13 protein-coding genes are annotated in these 15,529 nt (G+C 72.9%); 8 read left to right on the top strand and 5 right to left on the bottom strand.

Going from position 1 to position 15,529, the window contains the following annotated elements; genetic code table 11:
* Positions 1-7 precede the first annotated feature (7 nt).
* Positions 8-526 carry a DUF742 domain-containing protein gene (locus ACQPZF_RS29635; protein WP_433262491.1) on the top strand — a complete coding sequence of 173 codons (519 nt, stop codon included), beginning with the start codon at positions 8-10 and terminating at the stop codon, positions 524-526.
* 57 nt (positions 527-583) lie between these two features.
* A complete protein-coding gene (locus tag ACQPZF_RS29630; protein ID WP_433262489.1) occupies positions 584-1,048 on the top strand; it encodes a GbsR/MarR family transcriptional regulator in 465 nt (154 codons plus the stop codon).
* On the opposite strand, the gene ACQPZF_RS29625 is transcribed toward ACQPZF_RS29630, so the two are convergent.
* Genes ACQPZF_RS29625 through ACQPZF_RS29615 form a run of 3 tightly spaced genes read right to left on the bottom strand, consistent with a single transcriptional unit; the run spans position 985 to position 3,680 of the window.
* On the bottom strand, positions 985-1,926 hold the full coding sequence (locus ACQPZF_RS29625) for a COX15/CtaA family protein (protein WP_433262487.1): 942 nt from the start codon (positions 1,924-1,926) through the stop codon (positions 985-987). The genes ACQPZF_RS29630 and ACQPZF_RS29625 overlap by 64 nt on opposite strands.
* Before the next feature lie 45 nt (positions 1,927-1,971).
* On the bottom strand, positions 1,972-2,691 hold the full coding sequence (locus ACQPZF_RS29620) for an ABC transporter permease (protein ID WP_433274744.1): 720 nt from the start codon (positions 2,689-2,691) through the stop codon (positions 1,972-1,974).
* A gap of 56 nt (positions 2,692-2,747) precedes the next feature.
* On the bottom strand, positions 2,748-3,680 hold the full coding sequence (locus ACQPZF_RS29615) for an ABC transporter ATP-binding protein (RefSeq protein WP_433262485.1): 933 nt from the start codon (positions 3,678-3,680) through the stop codon (positions 2,748-2,750).
* A gap of 137 nt (positions 3,681-3,817) precedes the next feature.
* On the opposite strand from ACQPZF_RS29615, the gene ACQPZF_RS29610 reads away from it, so the two are divergent.
* Positions 3,818-4,438 (top strand): DUF998 domain-containing protein, encoded by a 621-nt coding sequence (locus tag ACQPZF_RS29610; RefSeq protein WP_433262483.1) that lies wholly within the window; start codon positions 3,818-3,820, stop codon positions 4,436-4,438.
* A complete protein-coding gene (locus ACQPZF_RS29605; RefSeq protein ID WP_433262481.1) occupies positions 4,435-6,456 on the top strand; it encodes a glycosyltransferase in 2,022 nt (673 codons plus the stop codon). The genes ACQPZF_RS29610 and ACQPZF_RS29605 overlap by 4 nt, the downstream gene beginning before the upstream one ends.
* 4 nt (positions 6,457-6,460) lie before the next feature.
* Here the strand turns inward: ACQPZF_RS29605 and ACQPZF_RS29600 are convergent, their stop codons facing one another.
* Both ACQPZF_RS29600 and mptB read right to left on the bottom strand, forming a co-directional pair.
* The gene (locus ACQPZF_RS29600) at positions 6,461-10,120 is read right to left on the bottom strand and encodes a patatin-like protein (RefSeq protein WP_433262479.1); all 3,660 of its coding nucleotides are present in this window, start codon (positions 10,118-10,120) and stop codon (positions 6,461-6,463) included.
* Between the two features lie 15 nt (positions 10,121-10,135).
* Entirely contained in the window at positions 10,136-11,698 is a 1,563-nt protein-coding gene (gene mptB, locus ACQPZF_RS29595; protein WP_433274742.1) for a polyprenol phosphomannose-dependent alpha 1,6 mannosyltransferase MptB, read from the bottom strand.
* Positions 11,699-11,814: 116 nt separating this feature from the next.
* Here mptB and ACQPZF_RS29590 point away from each other — a divergent pair, with 116 nt between their 5' ends.
* From ACQPZF_RS29590 to ACQPZF_RS29575, 4 genes are read left to right on the top strand one after another with little or no spacing between them, the layout of a single operon-like run.
* A complete protein-coding gene (locus ACQPZF_RS29590) occupies positions 11,815-12,543 on the top strand; it encodes a helix-turn-helix transcriptional regulator (RefSeq protein WP_433262477.1) in 729 nt (242 codons plus the stop codon).
* Positions 12,540-13,988, top strand: a complete 1,449-nt coding sequence (gene sufB, locus ACQPZF_RS29585) for a Fe-S cluster assembly protein SufB (RefSeq protein ID WP_433262475.1) — start codon at positions 12,540-12,542, stop codon at positions 13,986-13,988. Before ACQPZF_RS29590 ends, sufB begins: the two co-directional genes overlap by 4 nt.
* Position 13,989: 1 nt before the next feature.
* A complete protein-coding gene (gene sufD, locus ACQPZF_RS29580; RefSeq protein ID WP_433262474.1) occupies positions 13,990-15,165 on the top strand; it encodes a Fe-S cluster assembly protein SufD in 1,176 nt (391 codons plus the stop codon).
* A complete protein-coding gene (locus ACQPZF_RS29575) occupies positions 15,162-15,494 on the top strand; it encodes a non-heme iron oxygenase ferredoxin subunit (RefSeq protein ID WP_433262472.1) in 333 nt (110 codons plus the stop codon). Before sufD ends, ACQPZF_RS29575 begins: the two co-directional genes overlap by 4 nt.
* Positions 15,495-15,529 lie beyond the last annotated feature (35 nt).

Raw genomic sequence — 15,529 nt, 5'->3', positions numbered from 1 at the left:
GGTGGTCATGAGCCAGCAGGACGACGAGTCCGCCGTCGAGCAGACGTTCGCCGATCTGCTCAACGGCTTCAGCCTGGGCTCCGACCGGAAGCCCAGGTCGGGGCGCGCCCGGAAACCGGATTCGGCGGACCACCCGACGCGTCCGCACCGGGCGTTCCAGGACGACGTGGACCTCGACTACCCGCGCGAGGAGGCCGCGTCGATCGTGCGCGCATACTCGTGGACGGGCGGGCGGACCACGTCGTCGCACCAGCTTGAGATCGAGACCCTGGTGTCGGCGGTCGACTGGGACTACCAGGGCGCGCTGAAGGCCGAGTACCACCAGGTGATCGGCCTGGTGGGCAGCCCGCGTTCGGTGGCGGAGGTCGCGGCGCTGCTGCGGCTGCCGCTGGGCGTGGCGAAGGTGCTGCTCGGCGACATGGCCGAACGGGGCCTGATCGACGTGCACGAGACGGCCTCCGAGGACGGCGGGCAGCCGGACCTGGGTCTGATGGAACGCGTGTTGGCGGGTCTGCGCCGGCTCTGACTGCCCTAGACTGCCCACTGTGGCTTCAGTGTCGACCGAAGCAGGGGGTAGGTCAGGGTGGGCGTCGGACGCGAGACGAGATTGTCGGCGTGGATCGAGCGGTTCGCCGCGCACTTCGCCGAGGAGGGCATCCCGCTGATCGGTGGTCGCATCCTCGGCTACCTGCTGGTGTGCCTGCCGAGCGAGCGGACGGCGGCGGAGCTGTCGCAGGAGCTGGAGGCGTCCAGCGGCTCCATCTCCACGAACCTGAAGTTCCTGGTCAACGAGGGTCTGGTGACCAAGCGGACGCGGCGCGGCAGGCAGGCGGCGCAGTACCGGATCAACGAGAAGAGGTGGGCCGACCTGGTGCAGCGGAAGCTGGACGCGCTGACCAGCGTCCGCGAGCTGACCGAGTCGGGCATGCGGCTGATGAGCGGCGACCCGGAGCGGGCGCTGCGGCTGCGGACCGTGGACGACCTCTACACGTGGCTGGCGACGGAGCTGCCCGCCGTCTGGGAGCGCAGGCCCACCTCGTCGAGGTGAGGCCGCACGCGGGTCGCGGTCCACAGGTTGGCGGTGGCGATGACGACCACGCCGGCGCCCAGCACGTGGACCGAGACCAGCACCTCGGGCACCCCGGTCCAGTACTGCACCATCCCGACCGCGCCCTGCGCGACCACCGTCGCGACCAGGATCGCGTAGGCCCGCCGCGCGTGCCGGCCGAGCGCGAAGCCCAGCGCGATCAGCATGCCGAGGAACAGGAACAGCAGGTCGGCGTGGATCTGGGCCAGCGTGGGCACCGGCAGGTCGAGCCGGGGCGTGGCCGAGTCGCCGGCGTGCGGCCCGGCGGCGGTGACGAACGTGCCCGCCAGCAGCAGCAGGCCCAGCACGACGGCCTGCACGCCTTGCAGCCGCTGGACGTTCCCGGACACCAGCGGCACGGCGGGCCCGTCGCCTTCGCGCAGTGCGGCGACCAGCAGCACGGCGGCCCAGACCAGCACCATGGACACCAGCAGGTGGATGCTGACCGTCCACCACAGCAGCCCGGTGAGCACCAGCGAGCCGCCGATGACGGCCTGCAGCACCACGCCGCCGAACTGGATCAGCGCCAGCTTCAGCACCCGCGCCCGCCGCGGCCGGTCGTACCAGGCGGACAGCACGCACAGCGCGGCGATGACGCCCACCACGCCGGTCAGCGTGCGGTTGCCGAACTCGACCCACTGGTGCAGCGGCGCGACCTCGGGGTGCTCGACCGGCACCAGGCTCCCGGCGACGCACTCGGGCCAGGTGGGACACCCCAGACCGGACCCGGTGACGCGCACCACCGACCCGGTGACGGCGATCCCCGCCTCGGCGATCACGACCGCGATGGCGAACACGCGCTGGAGCTTGACGAGCGGACCGGTGAACCAGGTGGGCACGGCTACCGATGGTAAGTACCGTTCCCTGAGACCTCGCGGCCGGGTCTAGTCGAGCCTGGTGGTCCGCGACGCGAGTGCGGCGCCCGCCACACCCCACGCGATCAGCACCAGCACCGGCCGCGGCCCCGGCGCGGCGCCGTCCACGATGGCGGTGTGCAGACCTTCGGCCAGCGCCGCCGAGGGCAGCAGTTCGACCACGGCGGCCAGGCCGGAGGGCAGGCTGTCCACGCCGAGCGCCACGCCGCCGACCAGCAGCAGCAGGAACCACACGATGTTGGCCAGCGCCAGCACGATCTCGGCCCGCAGCGCCCCGCCGAGCAGCACGCCCAGCGCGCCGAACGACAGCGTGCCCAGCGCCAGCAGCACGACCGTCCACAGGACGCCCGCCGCCGAGGGCAGGTCCCACCCGAGCAGCAGTGCGGTGACCGCCAGGATCGCCACCTGCACGGCCACCACGGCGAACCCGGCGGCGATCCGCCCGGCCACCAGCAGCCACCGGGGCAGCGCGGTGGCCGCGAGCCGCTTGAGGACCCCGTACCGGCGGTCGAACCCGAGCGCGATGGCCTGTCCGGTGAACGCGGAGGAGATCACCGCCAGCGCCAGGACGCGCGCCACCGCCGAGCCCACCCGCGGCTCGGGCAGCGGGATCACCGAGGTCACGCTCAGCGCGATCAGCAGCGCGACCGGGATCAGCACGGTCAGCAGGACCTGCTCGCCGTTGCGCAGGGTGAGCACGGCTTCGGTCCGGGCCTGCGCCCAGAGCATCCGCCCGAGCCTGCCCCGTCCCGGGGCGGGGGTGAACGTGCCGGGGGCGAATCCGCTCACGACCGCAGCTCCCGCCCGGTCAGGTCCAGGAACACGTCTTCGAGACTCCGCTTGGCCACGGTCAGCTCCTCAGCCAGCACACCCTGCTGCGCACACCACGACGTCACCGTGGACACCACCTGGGGATCGATCCGCCCCTGCACCAGGTAGCCGCCGCGCGACGCCTCGCGCACCCGCATCCCCTCCGGCAGGGCGACCGTCAGCAGCGTCAGGTCCAGGCCGGGCCGCGCCCGGAACCGCAACTGCTGGTCGTCGCCGGGCCGCGAGGTCAGCTCGGCGGGCGTGCCGGCGGCGACCACCCGCCCGCCGTCCACGATCACCACCGAGTCGGCCAGCGCCTCGGCTTCGTCCATCAGGTGCGTGGTGAGCAGCACGCTCACCCCGTCCGACCGCAGGGCGCCGACCAGGTCCCACACCAGCCGGCGGGCCTGGGGGTCCAGGCCGGCGGTCGGCTCGTCGAGGAACACCAGTTCGGGCCGCCCCACCAGCGCGCACGCCAGCGACAGCCGCTGCTGCTGGCCGCCGGACAGCCGTTTGTAGGGGGTGCGGCCCACCCCGGTCAGCCCGAGCACGTCCAGCAGCCAGGCGGGGTCCAGGGGATCGGCCGCGCAGGTCGCGACGAGCCGCAGCATCTCGTCCGCCCGGACGCCGGGGTAACCGCCGCCGCCCTGCGGCATCACGCCGATCCGCGGGCGCAGTTCGGGCGAGCGCGGGTCGAGTCCCAGCACCTGCACCTGCCCGCCGTCGGCCCGGCGGAATCCCTCGCAGACCTCTACTGTGGTGGTCTTGCCGGCACCGTTGGGCCCGAGCAGGGCGAGCACCGCGCCGCGGTCGAGCGTGAGGTCGAGGCCGTTCACCGCGACCACGGAGCCGTAGCGCTTGACCAGCCCCGACACTTCCACGGCAGGGTGCTGGGGTGGCGGGCTCACGACGGCAGAGCCTAGGGCGTGGCGCGCCCCACCCTGGTGGTGGGGTCAGCCCCACCCTCGCGGTCGGGGTCACCTCAGGGTTCCCTCGGGGGCAATCCGGATAGTTTCCGACCCCGTTCGGCGGACAAGATTTCCTTGTGACGGAGATCCGGGGGAAAAGACACGCGGCGGTCCTGCCGCTGGCTGTTGCGGGCCTTGTCCTGTCGCTGTTCCCGATTGTTTACCTGCACGTGGCGTCGGTCGGCGAACTTAGCCCGATCAGCCACACGATCAGCGACTACATCTTCGTCGACAACGGCAGCGGGCTGCTGGCGATCACGGCGCTGTCGCTCGCCGCGGCCTCGGTCGCCCTGCTCGCGGTGCTGGTCCGACGCGGTCTGCCCAGGCGGGGGCCGGTGGCGGTGCTGATGGGGCTGTGGGCGGCGGGCCTCGCGGTGGCCGCCGTGTTCCCCACCGACCCGACCGGGACGCCCACGTCGTTCTCCGGCGCGGTGCACCGGTACGCGGGCGCGGTGATGTTCGCGAGCCTGCCGCTGGCGGGTTGGCTGATTTCCCGCCGGTTCATTTCCAGTACCACCGTGCGTCGTTTTTCGGTCGCCGCGGGTATCACTTCGGTGGCATTCATGGTGAGCCACGTGACTCTCAGCTATCAGGGGGCCGTGCTGCTCGGTCTTTTCGAGCGCGTCCTGTTCGCGCTCCTCTACGGCCTGCTGTTCGCGCTGGCCGCCGCGGTCGCCCGGCGGGAGGCGAGGGCATGACCTGGCTCGCGGTCCTGCTCGCGGTGGTCGGCGCGGCGTTCTTCGCCTTCGCCGCGCGGCTCCAGCACGACGCCGTGAGCGCCACCGAGGGGACGCTGCGCGTGCTGGACCTGCTGCGCCGGCCGCGCTGGCTGGGCGGTCTGGTGCTGCTGGTGGTCGGCGCCGGGGTGCACGCGGTGGCGCTGGGCATGGCCCCGTTGAGCGTCGTGCAGCCGGTGGGCGTGCTCGCGATCGGCATCACCGCGGTGCTCGACGGCCGCCGCCGCGAACTCCCGGCCGTGGCGCTGACCACGTTCGGCGTCGGCGCGTTCGTGTTCCTCGCGGCGGGCAGCGCCACGGCCACGCCGGTCGCGCCGGAGGCCGAGCTGACCGCGGGCCTGCTGGCGCTCGGCCTGATCGCCGCACCCGGCCTGCTCGGGGTGCTGGCCACGAAGCCGGCGCTGCGGGCGCTGGGCTTCGGCGCGGCCGGCGGCGTCGCCTACGGCTACGTCTCGGTGCTCATGCGCTCGGTGTCCCAGGACATCCAGCAGGGCTCCGTCGCCTGGACGACCGCACTCTCGGCGGCGGGCATCGCCGTCGCCCTGCTCGTCGGCGGCTGGTTCATCCAGCACGCCTACGCCAGTGGGCCGCCGCACCTGGCGGTGGCCTGCCTCACCGTGGTGGACCCGCTCGTCGCCGTCGGCATCGGCGCGGGGCTGCTCGGCGAGGCCACCCGGACCAGCGGGTCCATCGCCCTGGCCGAGTTGGCCTGCGCCGCCGTCGCCATCGGCGGGGTGGCCGTGCTGGCCCGCACCCAGAACCTTCCTGCACCTATCAGATCGGAGACCCCAGTGAACGACGGACGCGCCATGCGGATCGTGATCGCCGCGGAGACGTTCCCCCCGGACGTCAACGGCGCGGCCCGGTTCGCCCACCGCCTGGCCACCGGCCTGGCGGGCCGTGACCACGACGTGCACGTGATCGCGGTCGACCCGGTCGGCAAAGCCCGCACCGAGCACGTCGACGGCATCACGGTCCACCGGCTGCGGTCGCACCGGACGCCGTTCCACCGCACGTTCCGCATCGGCCTGCCGTGGCAGGTGGGCAAGGACGTGCGGGCGCTGCTCACCGAGCTGAAGCCGGACCTGGTGCACGTCCAGGCGCACTTCGTCGTCGGCCGGTACGTGCTGCGGCAGGCGGCGGAGATGGGCATCCCGACCGTGGCCACCAACCACTTCATGCCGGAGAACCTGTTCGGCCACGCCCGCGTCCCGGCGTGGCTCCAGGGCCTGGCGTCCCGCTGGGCGTGGCGCGACCTGGGCCGGGTGTTCGGGGTGGCCGACGTCGTCACCGCCCCGACGCCGCGCGCCGTGCGGCTTCTGCACGACAACGGCTTCCCGTCCCGCGCGATCCCGGTCTCGTGCGGCATCGACATCGACCGCTACCGGCTGCGCCGGCCGGTGCGCACCAACGACGCCCCGACCGTGCTGTTCGTGGGCCGGCTGGACGAGGAGAAGCGCGTCGACGAACTGCTGCGCGCGGTGGCCCTCGTGCCGAGGCTGCACGCCGACATCGTGGGCGACGGCTCGTGCCGCGGGGAGTGGGAGCTGCTGGCCCGGCACCTCGGCATCGCCGACCGCGTCCGGTTCCGCGGCTTCGTGGACGAGGAGGAGCTGCTGGACGCCTACACCGGCGCGGACCTGTTCTGCATGCCCGGCATCGCCGAGCTGCAGAGCCTCGCGACGATGGAGGCGATGGCCGCCGGCAAGCCGGTCGTGGTCGCCGACGCGATGGCCCTGCCGCACCTGTGCAGGCCGGGCCGCAACGGCTGGCTGTTCACGCCCGGCGACGTGGCGGGCCTGGCGGACCGGCTGCACTCGGTGATCTCGGACCCGACGGTGACGGCGCGGATGGGCGCGGCGAGCAGCGAGCTGATCGCGTCGCACGCGATCGAGTCGACGCTGGAGACGTTCGAGTCGCTGTACGCGCGGGCGATCGGCCTGCCCGTGGTCGCGACGCGCCCGGCCCTGGTCGCCTGAGCCGTCAGTAGTCGTCCACCCCGGTGGCCTGGAGCAGCGTGATCCGTCGCGCGACCCGCAGGCCACCGGGGCCCAGGACGGGCTTGCCGGCGGCGTCCAGGGTGGTCAGGAAGCGGAACAGCATGGCGTGGCCCTCCAGGCGCTTGAGCAGCCCGTCCGCCACGCTGCCCTCGAAGTCCACGAAAGCGGACTGCTCCACCAGGTTCCGGGCGATGCGCCGGCGGGCCTTCAGCGGCACCCACCACGTCGTCACCAGCAGCAGCACCAGCCCGAACGACAGCGCGGTGGCCAGCACCGCCTCCCAGCCCACGAACCGCAGCTCGAACACCTGCACCACGGCCGCGATCACCAGCAGCACCGACCCGTACACGGCGGCCCACCCGGCGGTCGCGGCGGCGGGCGGCTCGGCGTGCTCGGTGTCCCACACGCCGTCGACCTGGCGCCACCGCTGCAACGAGCGCCCCAGCCGCAGCGACACCAGGACGCCGAACAGGATCGCCACCGCGGTGCCGACCACGACCAGCGAGGCGTCCAGGTCGTACAGCCGGTACCGCACGACGACCCAGATCCCGCACACGATCAGCGCGACCACGAGCAGCCGCAGCAGCAGCCGGGGCCGCAGCCGCACCTTCTTCAGCACCGCCAGCGGGGTGCCGACCGGCGCGGGCAGGCTGCCGATCACCAGCAGCCCGACCACCACGAGCAGGACGCCGCCCAGGGCGACCATCCCGGTCACCGCCTGCTCCCCGGTCCCGCCCGCGCCCAGCGCGATCCGGGTCCGGTCGATCGCGACGGTCACCAGCGGGATCACCGGCGACAGCAGCACCAGGCCGTGCAGCAGCGTCCCCGACCGCAGCGCGGCGTAGCCGAACGCGGCCAGCAGCGTGCCGCTGCCGAACGCCGCCGCCGGACCGACCGCCCAGGCCGGCAGCAGGTCGAACAACGCCAGCACCAGCAGCGCGCCGCCCAGCGCGAACCCGAGCAGCCCGAGGAACTGCGCGAGCTGCCCGCCCCTGGTCAGCCCGGTGATCGTCCAGTACGGCAGCAGCGCCGCCCCGCGCAGCGCCCGGGTCAGCGGCTTCGCCGGGCCCAGCCCGGACTTCTCGCTGTCCGCCACGGTGATGGCCACCGCCGCGGCGGTCGCCGCGGTCCGGATCACCTGGTCGCTGGACGCCTCCTGGGACAGCGGCTCCCGCCCGATCCCGGCCCGGTCGAACGCGCTCAACGCGTCCATCCCGATCTGGATCCGCTCGGCGTCGGTGCGCACCGGCAGCTTCGCCAGCAGCACCGCCTGCTCCTCCAGGAACAGCTCGCCCCGCGACCGCCGGTCCGCGCCCTCGTTGCGGTCGGCCAGGATCGCCGCCCGCAGCGAGGGCAGCTCCTCGCAGATGATCCGCACGTGCAGGCCCCACGCGGCGAGTTCGGCCAGCGCCTCGCACGTCGGCGGGTGGTCGCCCTCGGGGTCGGCGTAGATCGCGGTCAGCTCCTCGACGGCCCGCTCGACGTAGGGCCGCAGCCGGTCCGGCACGCCGTCGCCGAACAGCTTGCGCACCAGGCCGTCGACGCGTTCCCGCGCCCGCTGCGCGGGAGGGGCGTCGCCGCCGGTGAGCCGGTCGATGCGCAGCAGCCGCTTCGGGTCGAACACGACCTTGCACAGCATGGTCGCACCGTCCAGCCGGCCCCAGATCCAGTCGTTGACCCGCCACGACCGCTTCAGGAACCCGGAGAACCGGCTCAGCGACGCGCCGCCGGCCTTGTCGTCGGGGGTCACGCTGTAGTCGGCGAACGCGTTGCGCGTCTGGAGGCTGATCTGCACCAGGTCGACGGCCTGGTCCAGGCCGGGGCGCGAGTCGTCGGCCAGGCAGGTCGTCGCCACCTCCAGCGCCAGCACCCGGGACAGCCACAGGTCGGCGCCCAGCAGCCCCGCCGCAGTCTCGCCGTCCGTGCGCGGCTCGGCCAGCAGCTTGCGCCACGACCGCAGGCCGGCCATCCGCACCCGCTCGTCGTCGAGCCGGTCCAGCACGTCGCGCGCGTCGCCGAGGATGCCGGCGATGCGGTCCACCTGGGCCCGCACCCGCTGCCCGACGCCGTCCGCGGACAGCATCCCGGCCGCGAACGCCTCCACGCGCTGCTCCCAGTACGCCTGGTTGAGCGCCTGCCGCTCGCTGGTCGTCCACTGGCCGTCGAGTTCGGCGCGCGCGGCCCGCAGCCGCGCGCGCAGCTCGTAGAGGTTGGTCCGGGCCTGGGCGAGGCGGCCGTCGCCGGACAGGTCCTCCGGCACGACCCACACCAGGCGTTTGAGCAGGTCCATCGCGGCGGAGGCGAGCCGGTCGGCCATCCCGATGCCCCACGGCCAGCCGGTGTCGGGCAGCGCCGCGGGCTGGGGCGCGGTGGGGACGTAGGGCAGGCTGCCCCACTTGGCCAGGTGCGACCGCTGCGCCGCCTCGGCCGCCGCCCGCACCCGCTCGAACGTCCACCCGGCCGCGTTCGCGCCCGGCACCTCGAACTGGCGGGCGGTGACGTCCCGCGCCGCGTGCCGGATCCGCACGTCCTCGTAGTGGTCGTGCAGGGTCGCCGCCAGCGCGTACAGCTTCTCGGTGACGGAGCCGCCCGCCGCCAGGCGGTCCAGCAGGGCGCTGCGCCCGCCGCGCCGGGACGCCGCCAGGCGGTTGTGCTCCTCGATCCGCTCCACGTAGGTGCGACCGCTCTGGCTGGTCAACGCGCCGAGCAGCTTCGCGCCGGTGCCGATGGTGCTGGGCAGGGCGCCGTCCACCGGCGCGGCCGGCTCGGTCCCGGACCCGGGGGCGTGCGGGAAGACCAGCAGCATCACGCGGCGCACCGGGCCCTCGGCGGGCATCCGGTCGATGGCCTCCAGGGCCTCCTTGGTCGGGGTGTTGACCAGCACGCCGCCGTCCACCGCGTAGCGCGACCGGTTGTCGGACCCGTTCGCCCAGGACGCGACCTCGGCCATGTTCGGGCGGTCGCCGTCGGCCGCTTCCGGGGTGACCGGCACGTACGAGGGCTCGAAGGCGAACGGGAAGGACGCCGACGAGCGCGCGGCCAGGGCCATCCGGTCCACCAGGGTCGGCAGCCGGTCGGCGGTGAAGTCGTCCCGGCCGGTCGGGTCGCGGCGGAACGAGAAGCTGCCCTGGTGGGAGGACTGGACCAGGGCCTGGCCCAGGTCGTCGTGGGTGACCGTCGGGACGCCCGCCAGCAGCGTGGTGGTGATCCGCAGGTCGACCGGCCGCTCGTCCGGCGGAGTCGGCTCGAAGTCCGTGGTCAACCGGTCCAGGGCCTCCCGCAGGCGGGGGAGGAAGAACTCGTCGCCCTTGAGCAGGGACACCGGCGAGCCCCGGAACGGGGTGCGCAGGAGCTGCTCCATCCGGCCCTGCTCGGCCCACAGGTCGCGCAGCCGGTCCAGCTTGGCGTTCGCGTTGACCTGGGACAGCGCCAGCGCCGCGCCGTTGATGCCGCCGGCCGAGGTGCCGGTGATCACATCGGCCCTGGCGGTGCTGGCCACCACGTCCAGGATGTCGGCGTACGCGCCGTCGGCCCTGGTCAGGCGGTCGAGTTCGAGCACGACCCCGCCCATCCACACGGCGAGGCTGACCCCGCCGTTGAGGACGACGGCGAACCGGATCTGCTCCTGCGGCACGACGGCCATGACGCGCTCCCTCCGTTACGCGGCGTCCGGCAGCGGGTCGCGCCGGATCAGCGGCACGACCTGCTTGCGGGCCACGAACAGGCACAGGGCGAACGCGAGCACCGCGCCGACCACCGCCTGCGGCACGATGTAGGCACGCCCGTCGAACGCCGACCCGGTCGGCGGCAGGATGACCGCGATGACGGCGCTGGCGCTCATCGCGAACAGCCGGAACCGCTTCGCCAGCACGGCCGTGGCCAGCGGCAGCGCCGCCCAGAGCACGTACCAGGGCTGGAGCACCGGCCCGAGCACCAGCACCGCGCCCAGCCCCGCGCCCAGCCCGTTGACCGCCTTGATCCGCCCCTTGAACGCCTTCCACAGCAGCGCGCCCGCGATGACGACGGACACCGCCTGCGTCACCACCCGCATCAGCGCGATCATCGAGTCCGTGTGGTTGCCCAGCCCCAGCAGCAGCCCCAGCCCGCCGCCCATGAAGCCCATGGCGGTCGGCGGCGACATCCAGCTCTTGACGGTCCCGGCGACGTTCAGCGTCTCGATCCACCCGAACCCGAGCCCGGTGCCCAGGCAGGTCGCGACCATCACCACCCCGGAGATCGCGGTCAGCAGCACGGCCGACTTCAGCAGGTCCGGGAACGACCCGCCCAGCCGCCGGGCGATCATCACGCCCAGGAAGCCCAGCGCCAGCGCGGCCGGGATCTTCACCGCCGCGCCGAACGTGATCATCGTCGCGCCCAGGGTGATCCACAGCAGCTCTTCGCGGGTCATCGGCGACCCGGGCGACGTGGGCATCCGCCGCAGCGCCAGCTCCAGCCCGACCAGCATCAGCCCGATCGCCAGGCCCTCGTTGTGCACGCCCACCACCAGGTGGAACAGCACCAGCGGGTTCGCCGCGCCGAGCCACAGCGCGCTCACCGGGGGCACGCCGAACCGCCGGGCCAGCCGGGGGAGGGCCCACACGATCATCGCCAGCCCCACCAGCACCAGCAGCCGGTGCAGGAACACGCCGGGCAGGACGCTGTCGCCCGTCACCATGGCGATGACCCGGCCCATGGCCAGGAACAGCGGCCCGTACGGGGCGGGCGTCTCACGCCAGATGTTCGGCACGTTCGTGGTCAGCGGGTGCTCGACGCCCAGCGCCGAGGCCGGGCCCAGCTCGTACGGGTCCTGCCCGTCCGCCGCGATCTGCGACTGCGCCAGGTAGCTGTACACGTCCCGGCTGAACATGGGCAGCACGAACACCAGCGGTGTGATCCACATCAGCAGCGTGCGGTCCAACTGGCTGCGCGACATCAGCCGCGGCCGGCCGGGCCGGGCGAAGCGCCCCAGCCACAGCCACGCCGACACGACCAGGAACACCCCGGTCCACACGACCGCCATCGCCGCGCTCGGCATCCGGGCGAACAGGCCGAGCACCGGGGTGCCGGGCAGCGGGCTGAACACCGGGGCGGCGCCCGCGCCGAGCGATCCCACGAACATCAGCAGCGCGCCCACGGTGCCCCAGCGGCGGATGATGTCGAGCTGCCGCCGTTCCCGGGCGTCGAGGGGCGCGGCCTCGCCTATCCCGTCCCGGTCCGCCATCACCAATCCGCCCGCCGTCACGCCCGAAGGGTAGCGACCGGCCCCCGCACGTGAGTCGGGTCACCCGGATCGGGCCGATCTTTGCGGGCGCCGGCGAAATAAGCAACACTGGTGTTGTGAAAAACGTCGGGACCGACCCAGCCGCTGTGCCCGCCGGGCACGACGGCCGGACCCGGCACGCCGTCGCACGGCTGCTGCTGGAGCAGGGACCGGTCACCGCGGCCTCGGTCGCGGAGCAGCTCGGGCTGAGCCCCACGGCGGTGCGCCGGCACCTCGACGCGCTGGTCGCCGACGGTGAGGCGGTCAGCCGGGAGGCCCCCAGCCGGGGCCGGCGCGGCCGGGGCCGCCCGGCCAAGCTGTTCCTGCTCACCGAGCAGGGGCGGGCCCGGTTCGGGCACGCCTACGACGACCTCGCCGTGGCGGCGCTCCGGTTCCTCGCCGAACAGGGCGGGGTGGAGGCGGTACGAGCCTTCGCCGAGCGCCGCGTGACCGCGTTCGTCGACCGGCACCGGTCCGCCATCGTGGCCCAGCCGGACTCCGCCGAGCGGGCCAAGGCCCTGGCGACCGCGCTGACCCGGGAGGGCTACGCTGCCTCGGCGCGCCACGTGGGCGCGGGCGAGCAGCTCTGCCAGCACCTCTGCCCGGTGGCGCACGTCGCCGCCGAGTTCCCGCAACTGTGCGAGACCGAGACGGCGGCGTTCGCCGACCTGCTCGGCACGCACGTCCAGCGCCTGGCCACCATCGCCCGCGGCGATGCCGTGTGCACGACGCACATCCCGAACACACCCCGGACGACCGTCGGCGACGCCGACACCCGCACCAAAGATGGAGGGGAGCCCGCATGACTGCCGCTGCCGAGCAGCGCACCACCACCGCCGCCCCGCTCACCCAGGAAGAGACCCTGGCGAGCATCGGCAACTACGAGTTCGGCTGGTCGGACTCGGACGTGGCAGGCGCGAGCGCCCGTCGGGGCCTGGACGAGAACGTCGTCCGGGACATCTCGGCGAAGAAGGACGAGCCCGAGTGGATGCTCGACTTCCGGCTGAAGGCGCTGCGCCTGTTCGACCGCAAGCCCATGCCGACGTGGGGCTCGGACCTGTCCGGGATCGACTTCGACAACATCAAGTACTTCGTGCGGTCGACCGAGAAGCAGGCGGCGACCTGGGACGACCTGCCCGACGACATCAAGAACACCTACGACCGGCTGGGCATCCCGGAGGCGGAGAAGCAGCGCCTGGTCTCCGGTGTCGCCGCCCAGTACGAGTCCGAGGTCGTCTACCACAAGATCCGCGAGGACCTGGAGGAGCAGGGCGTCGTCTTCCTGGACACCGACACGGCGCTCAGGGAGCACCCGGAGCTGTTCAAGGAGTACTTCGGCTCGGTCATCCCGTCGGGTGACAACAAGTTCTCCGCGCTGAACTCGGCCGTGTGGTCCGGCGGCTCGTTCATCTACGTGCCCAAGGGCGTCCATGTGGACATCCCGCTCCAGGCCTACTTCCGGATCAACACCGAGAACATGGGCCAGTTCGAGCGCACCCTGATCATCGTCGACGAGGGCGCCTACGTGCACTACGTCGAAGGCTGCACCGCGCCGATCTACTCGTCGGACTCGCTGCACTCGGCGGTCGTGGAGATCATCGTCAAGAAGGGTGGTCGCTGCCGCTACACGACCATCCAGAACTGGTCGAACAACGTCTACAACCTGGTCACCAAGCGCGCGAAGGCCGAAGAGGGCGCGACCATGGAGTGGGTCGACGGCAACATCGGCTCCAAGGTCACCATGAAGTACCCGGCCGTGTTCCTGATGGGCGAGCACGCCAAGGGCGAGGTCCTCTCGATCGCGTTCGCGGGCGAGGGTCAGCACCAGGACGCCGGCGCGAAGATGGTGCACATGGCGCCGCACACGTCGTCCACCATCGTGTCGAAGTCGGTGGCGCGCGGCGGTGGCCGCACCTCCTACCGCGGCCTGGTCCAGGTCAACAAGCGGGCGCACCACTCGAAGTCCACGGTGAAGTGCGACGCGCTGCTGGTCGACAACATCAGCCGCTCCGACACCTACCCGTACGTGGACGTCCGCGAGGACGACGTGTCGATGGGCCACGAGGCGACCGTCTCGAAGGTGTCCGAGGACCAGCTTTTCTACCTGATGTCGCGGGGCCTGAACGAGGACGAGGCCATGGCGATGATCGTGCGCGGGTTCGTCGAGCCCATCGCGCGGGAACTCCCCATGGAGTACGCGCTCGAACTGAACCGCCTGATCGAGCTTCAGATGGAAGGGGCCGTCGGCTGACATGGCCGTCACCACTCAAGACCAGCAACACGGCCTGACGGCCCACTCGCACGGCGCGGGTGCCCCGATCTCGTCGCGGGCCGACCACTTCGCCTCGTTCGACGTGAACGCGTTCGAGGTGCCGGGAGGCCGCGAGGAGATCTGGCGCTTCACCCCGATGAAGCGGCTGGCGGGCCTGCACACCGGCGTCGCCGCCACCGGGTCGGCCGCGGTGGAGGTCCAGGCCGCCGAGGGCGTCCGCGTCGAGACCGTCGCGCGCGGCGACGAGCGGCTCGGCGTCGCGGGCACGCCCGGCGACCGGATCGCGGCGCAGGCGTGGACCTCGTTCACCGAGGCCACCGTCGTGACGCTGCCGAAGGACACCAAGGTCGGGCCGACCATCGTCACGGTCACCGGCGCGGGCGTCGGCGAGGTCGCCTACGGGCACCTCCAGGTCCGGGCCGAGCAGTTCGCCGAAGCCGTCGTGGTCATCGACCACCGGGGCTCCGGCGCGTACGCGGACAACGTGGAGTTCGTCGTCGCCGACGGCGCGCACCTGACCGTCGTGGCCGTCCAGGACTGGGCCGACGACGCGGTGCACGTCTCGTCGCACCACGCCCGGCTGGGCCGCGACGCCACGTTCCGGCACACCGTCGTCACCCTGGGCGGCGACCTGGTCCGGCTCACCCCGGTGGTCACCTACACCGGGCGCGGCGGCGACGCCGAGCTGCTGGGCCTGTACTTCGCCGACGCCGGCCAGCACTTGGAGCACCGCACGTTCGTGGACCACGCGGAGTCCAACTGCCGCAGCAACGTCGTCTACAAGGGTGCGCTGCAGGGCAACGACGCGCACACCGTGTGGATCGGCGACGTGCTGATCCGCGCGGCGGCCGAGGGCACCGAGACGTTCGAGCTGAACCGCAACCTGGTGCTCACCGACGGCGCGCGCGCCGACTCGGTGCCGAACCTGGAGATCGAGACCGGCGAGATCGAGGGCGCGGGCCACGCCAGCGCCACCGGCCGGTTCGACGACGAGCAGCTCTTCTACCTCCAGGCGCGGGGCATCCCGGAGCAGCAGGCGCGCCGGCTGGTCGTGCGCGGCTTCTTCCACGAGATCCTGCTCAAGATCGCCGTGCCCGAGGTGCGCGAGCGCCTGGAAGCCGCGATCGAGGCGGAGCTGGAAGCGGTGGGGGTGTGATCCCGGTGTGCTCGCTGACCGACCTCGACGACCGCAAGCCGGTCGCGTTCGAGGTCGGCGACGAGCACACCCCGGTCGTGCTCGTCCGCGACGGCGGGACCGTCCACGCGCTGCGCGACCTGTGCTCGCACGCCGAGGTCGCGCTGTCCGAGGGCGACGTGACCCGCAAGGGCGTCGAGTGCTGGCTGCACGGGTCGTGCTTCGACCTGCGCACCGGCCGGCCGTCGTCCCCGCCCGCCACCGAACCGGTCGACGTCTTCGCCGTCGACATCCGTGACGGCGACGTCTACGTCGACGTCACCGTGACCCTGAACGACACCACGAACTGACTTACGCAGCGCCTGCCCGTCCGGCGCGCACACCA

Source organism: Actinosynnema sp. CS-041913 (genome assembly GCF_050942485.1).
Classification (GTDB): domain Bacteria; phylum Actinomycetota; class Actinomycetes; order Mycobacteriales; family Pseudonocardiaceae; genus Actinosynnema.
The sequence above is the reverse complement of the archived record's forward strand: the minus strand, read 5'-3'. Positions and strand labels throughout refer to the sequence as shown.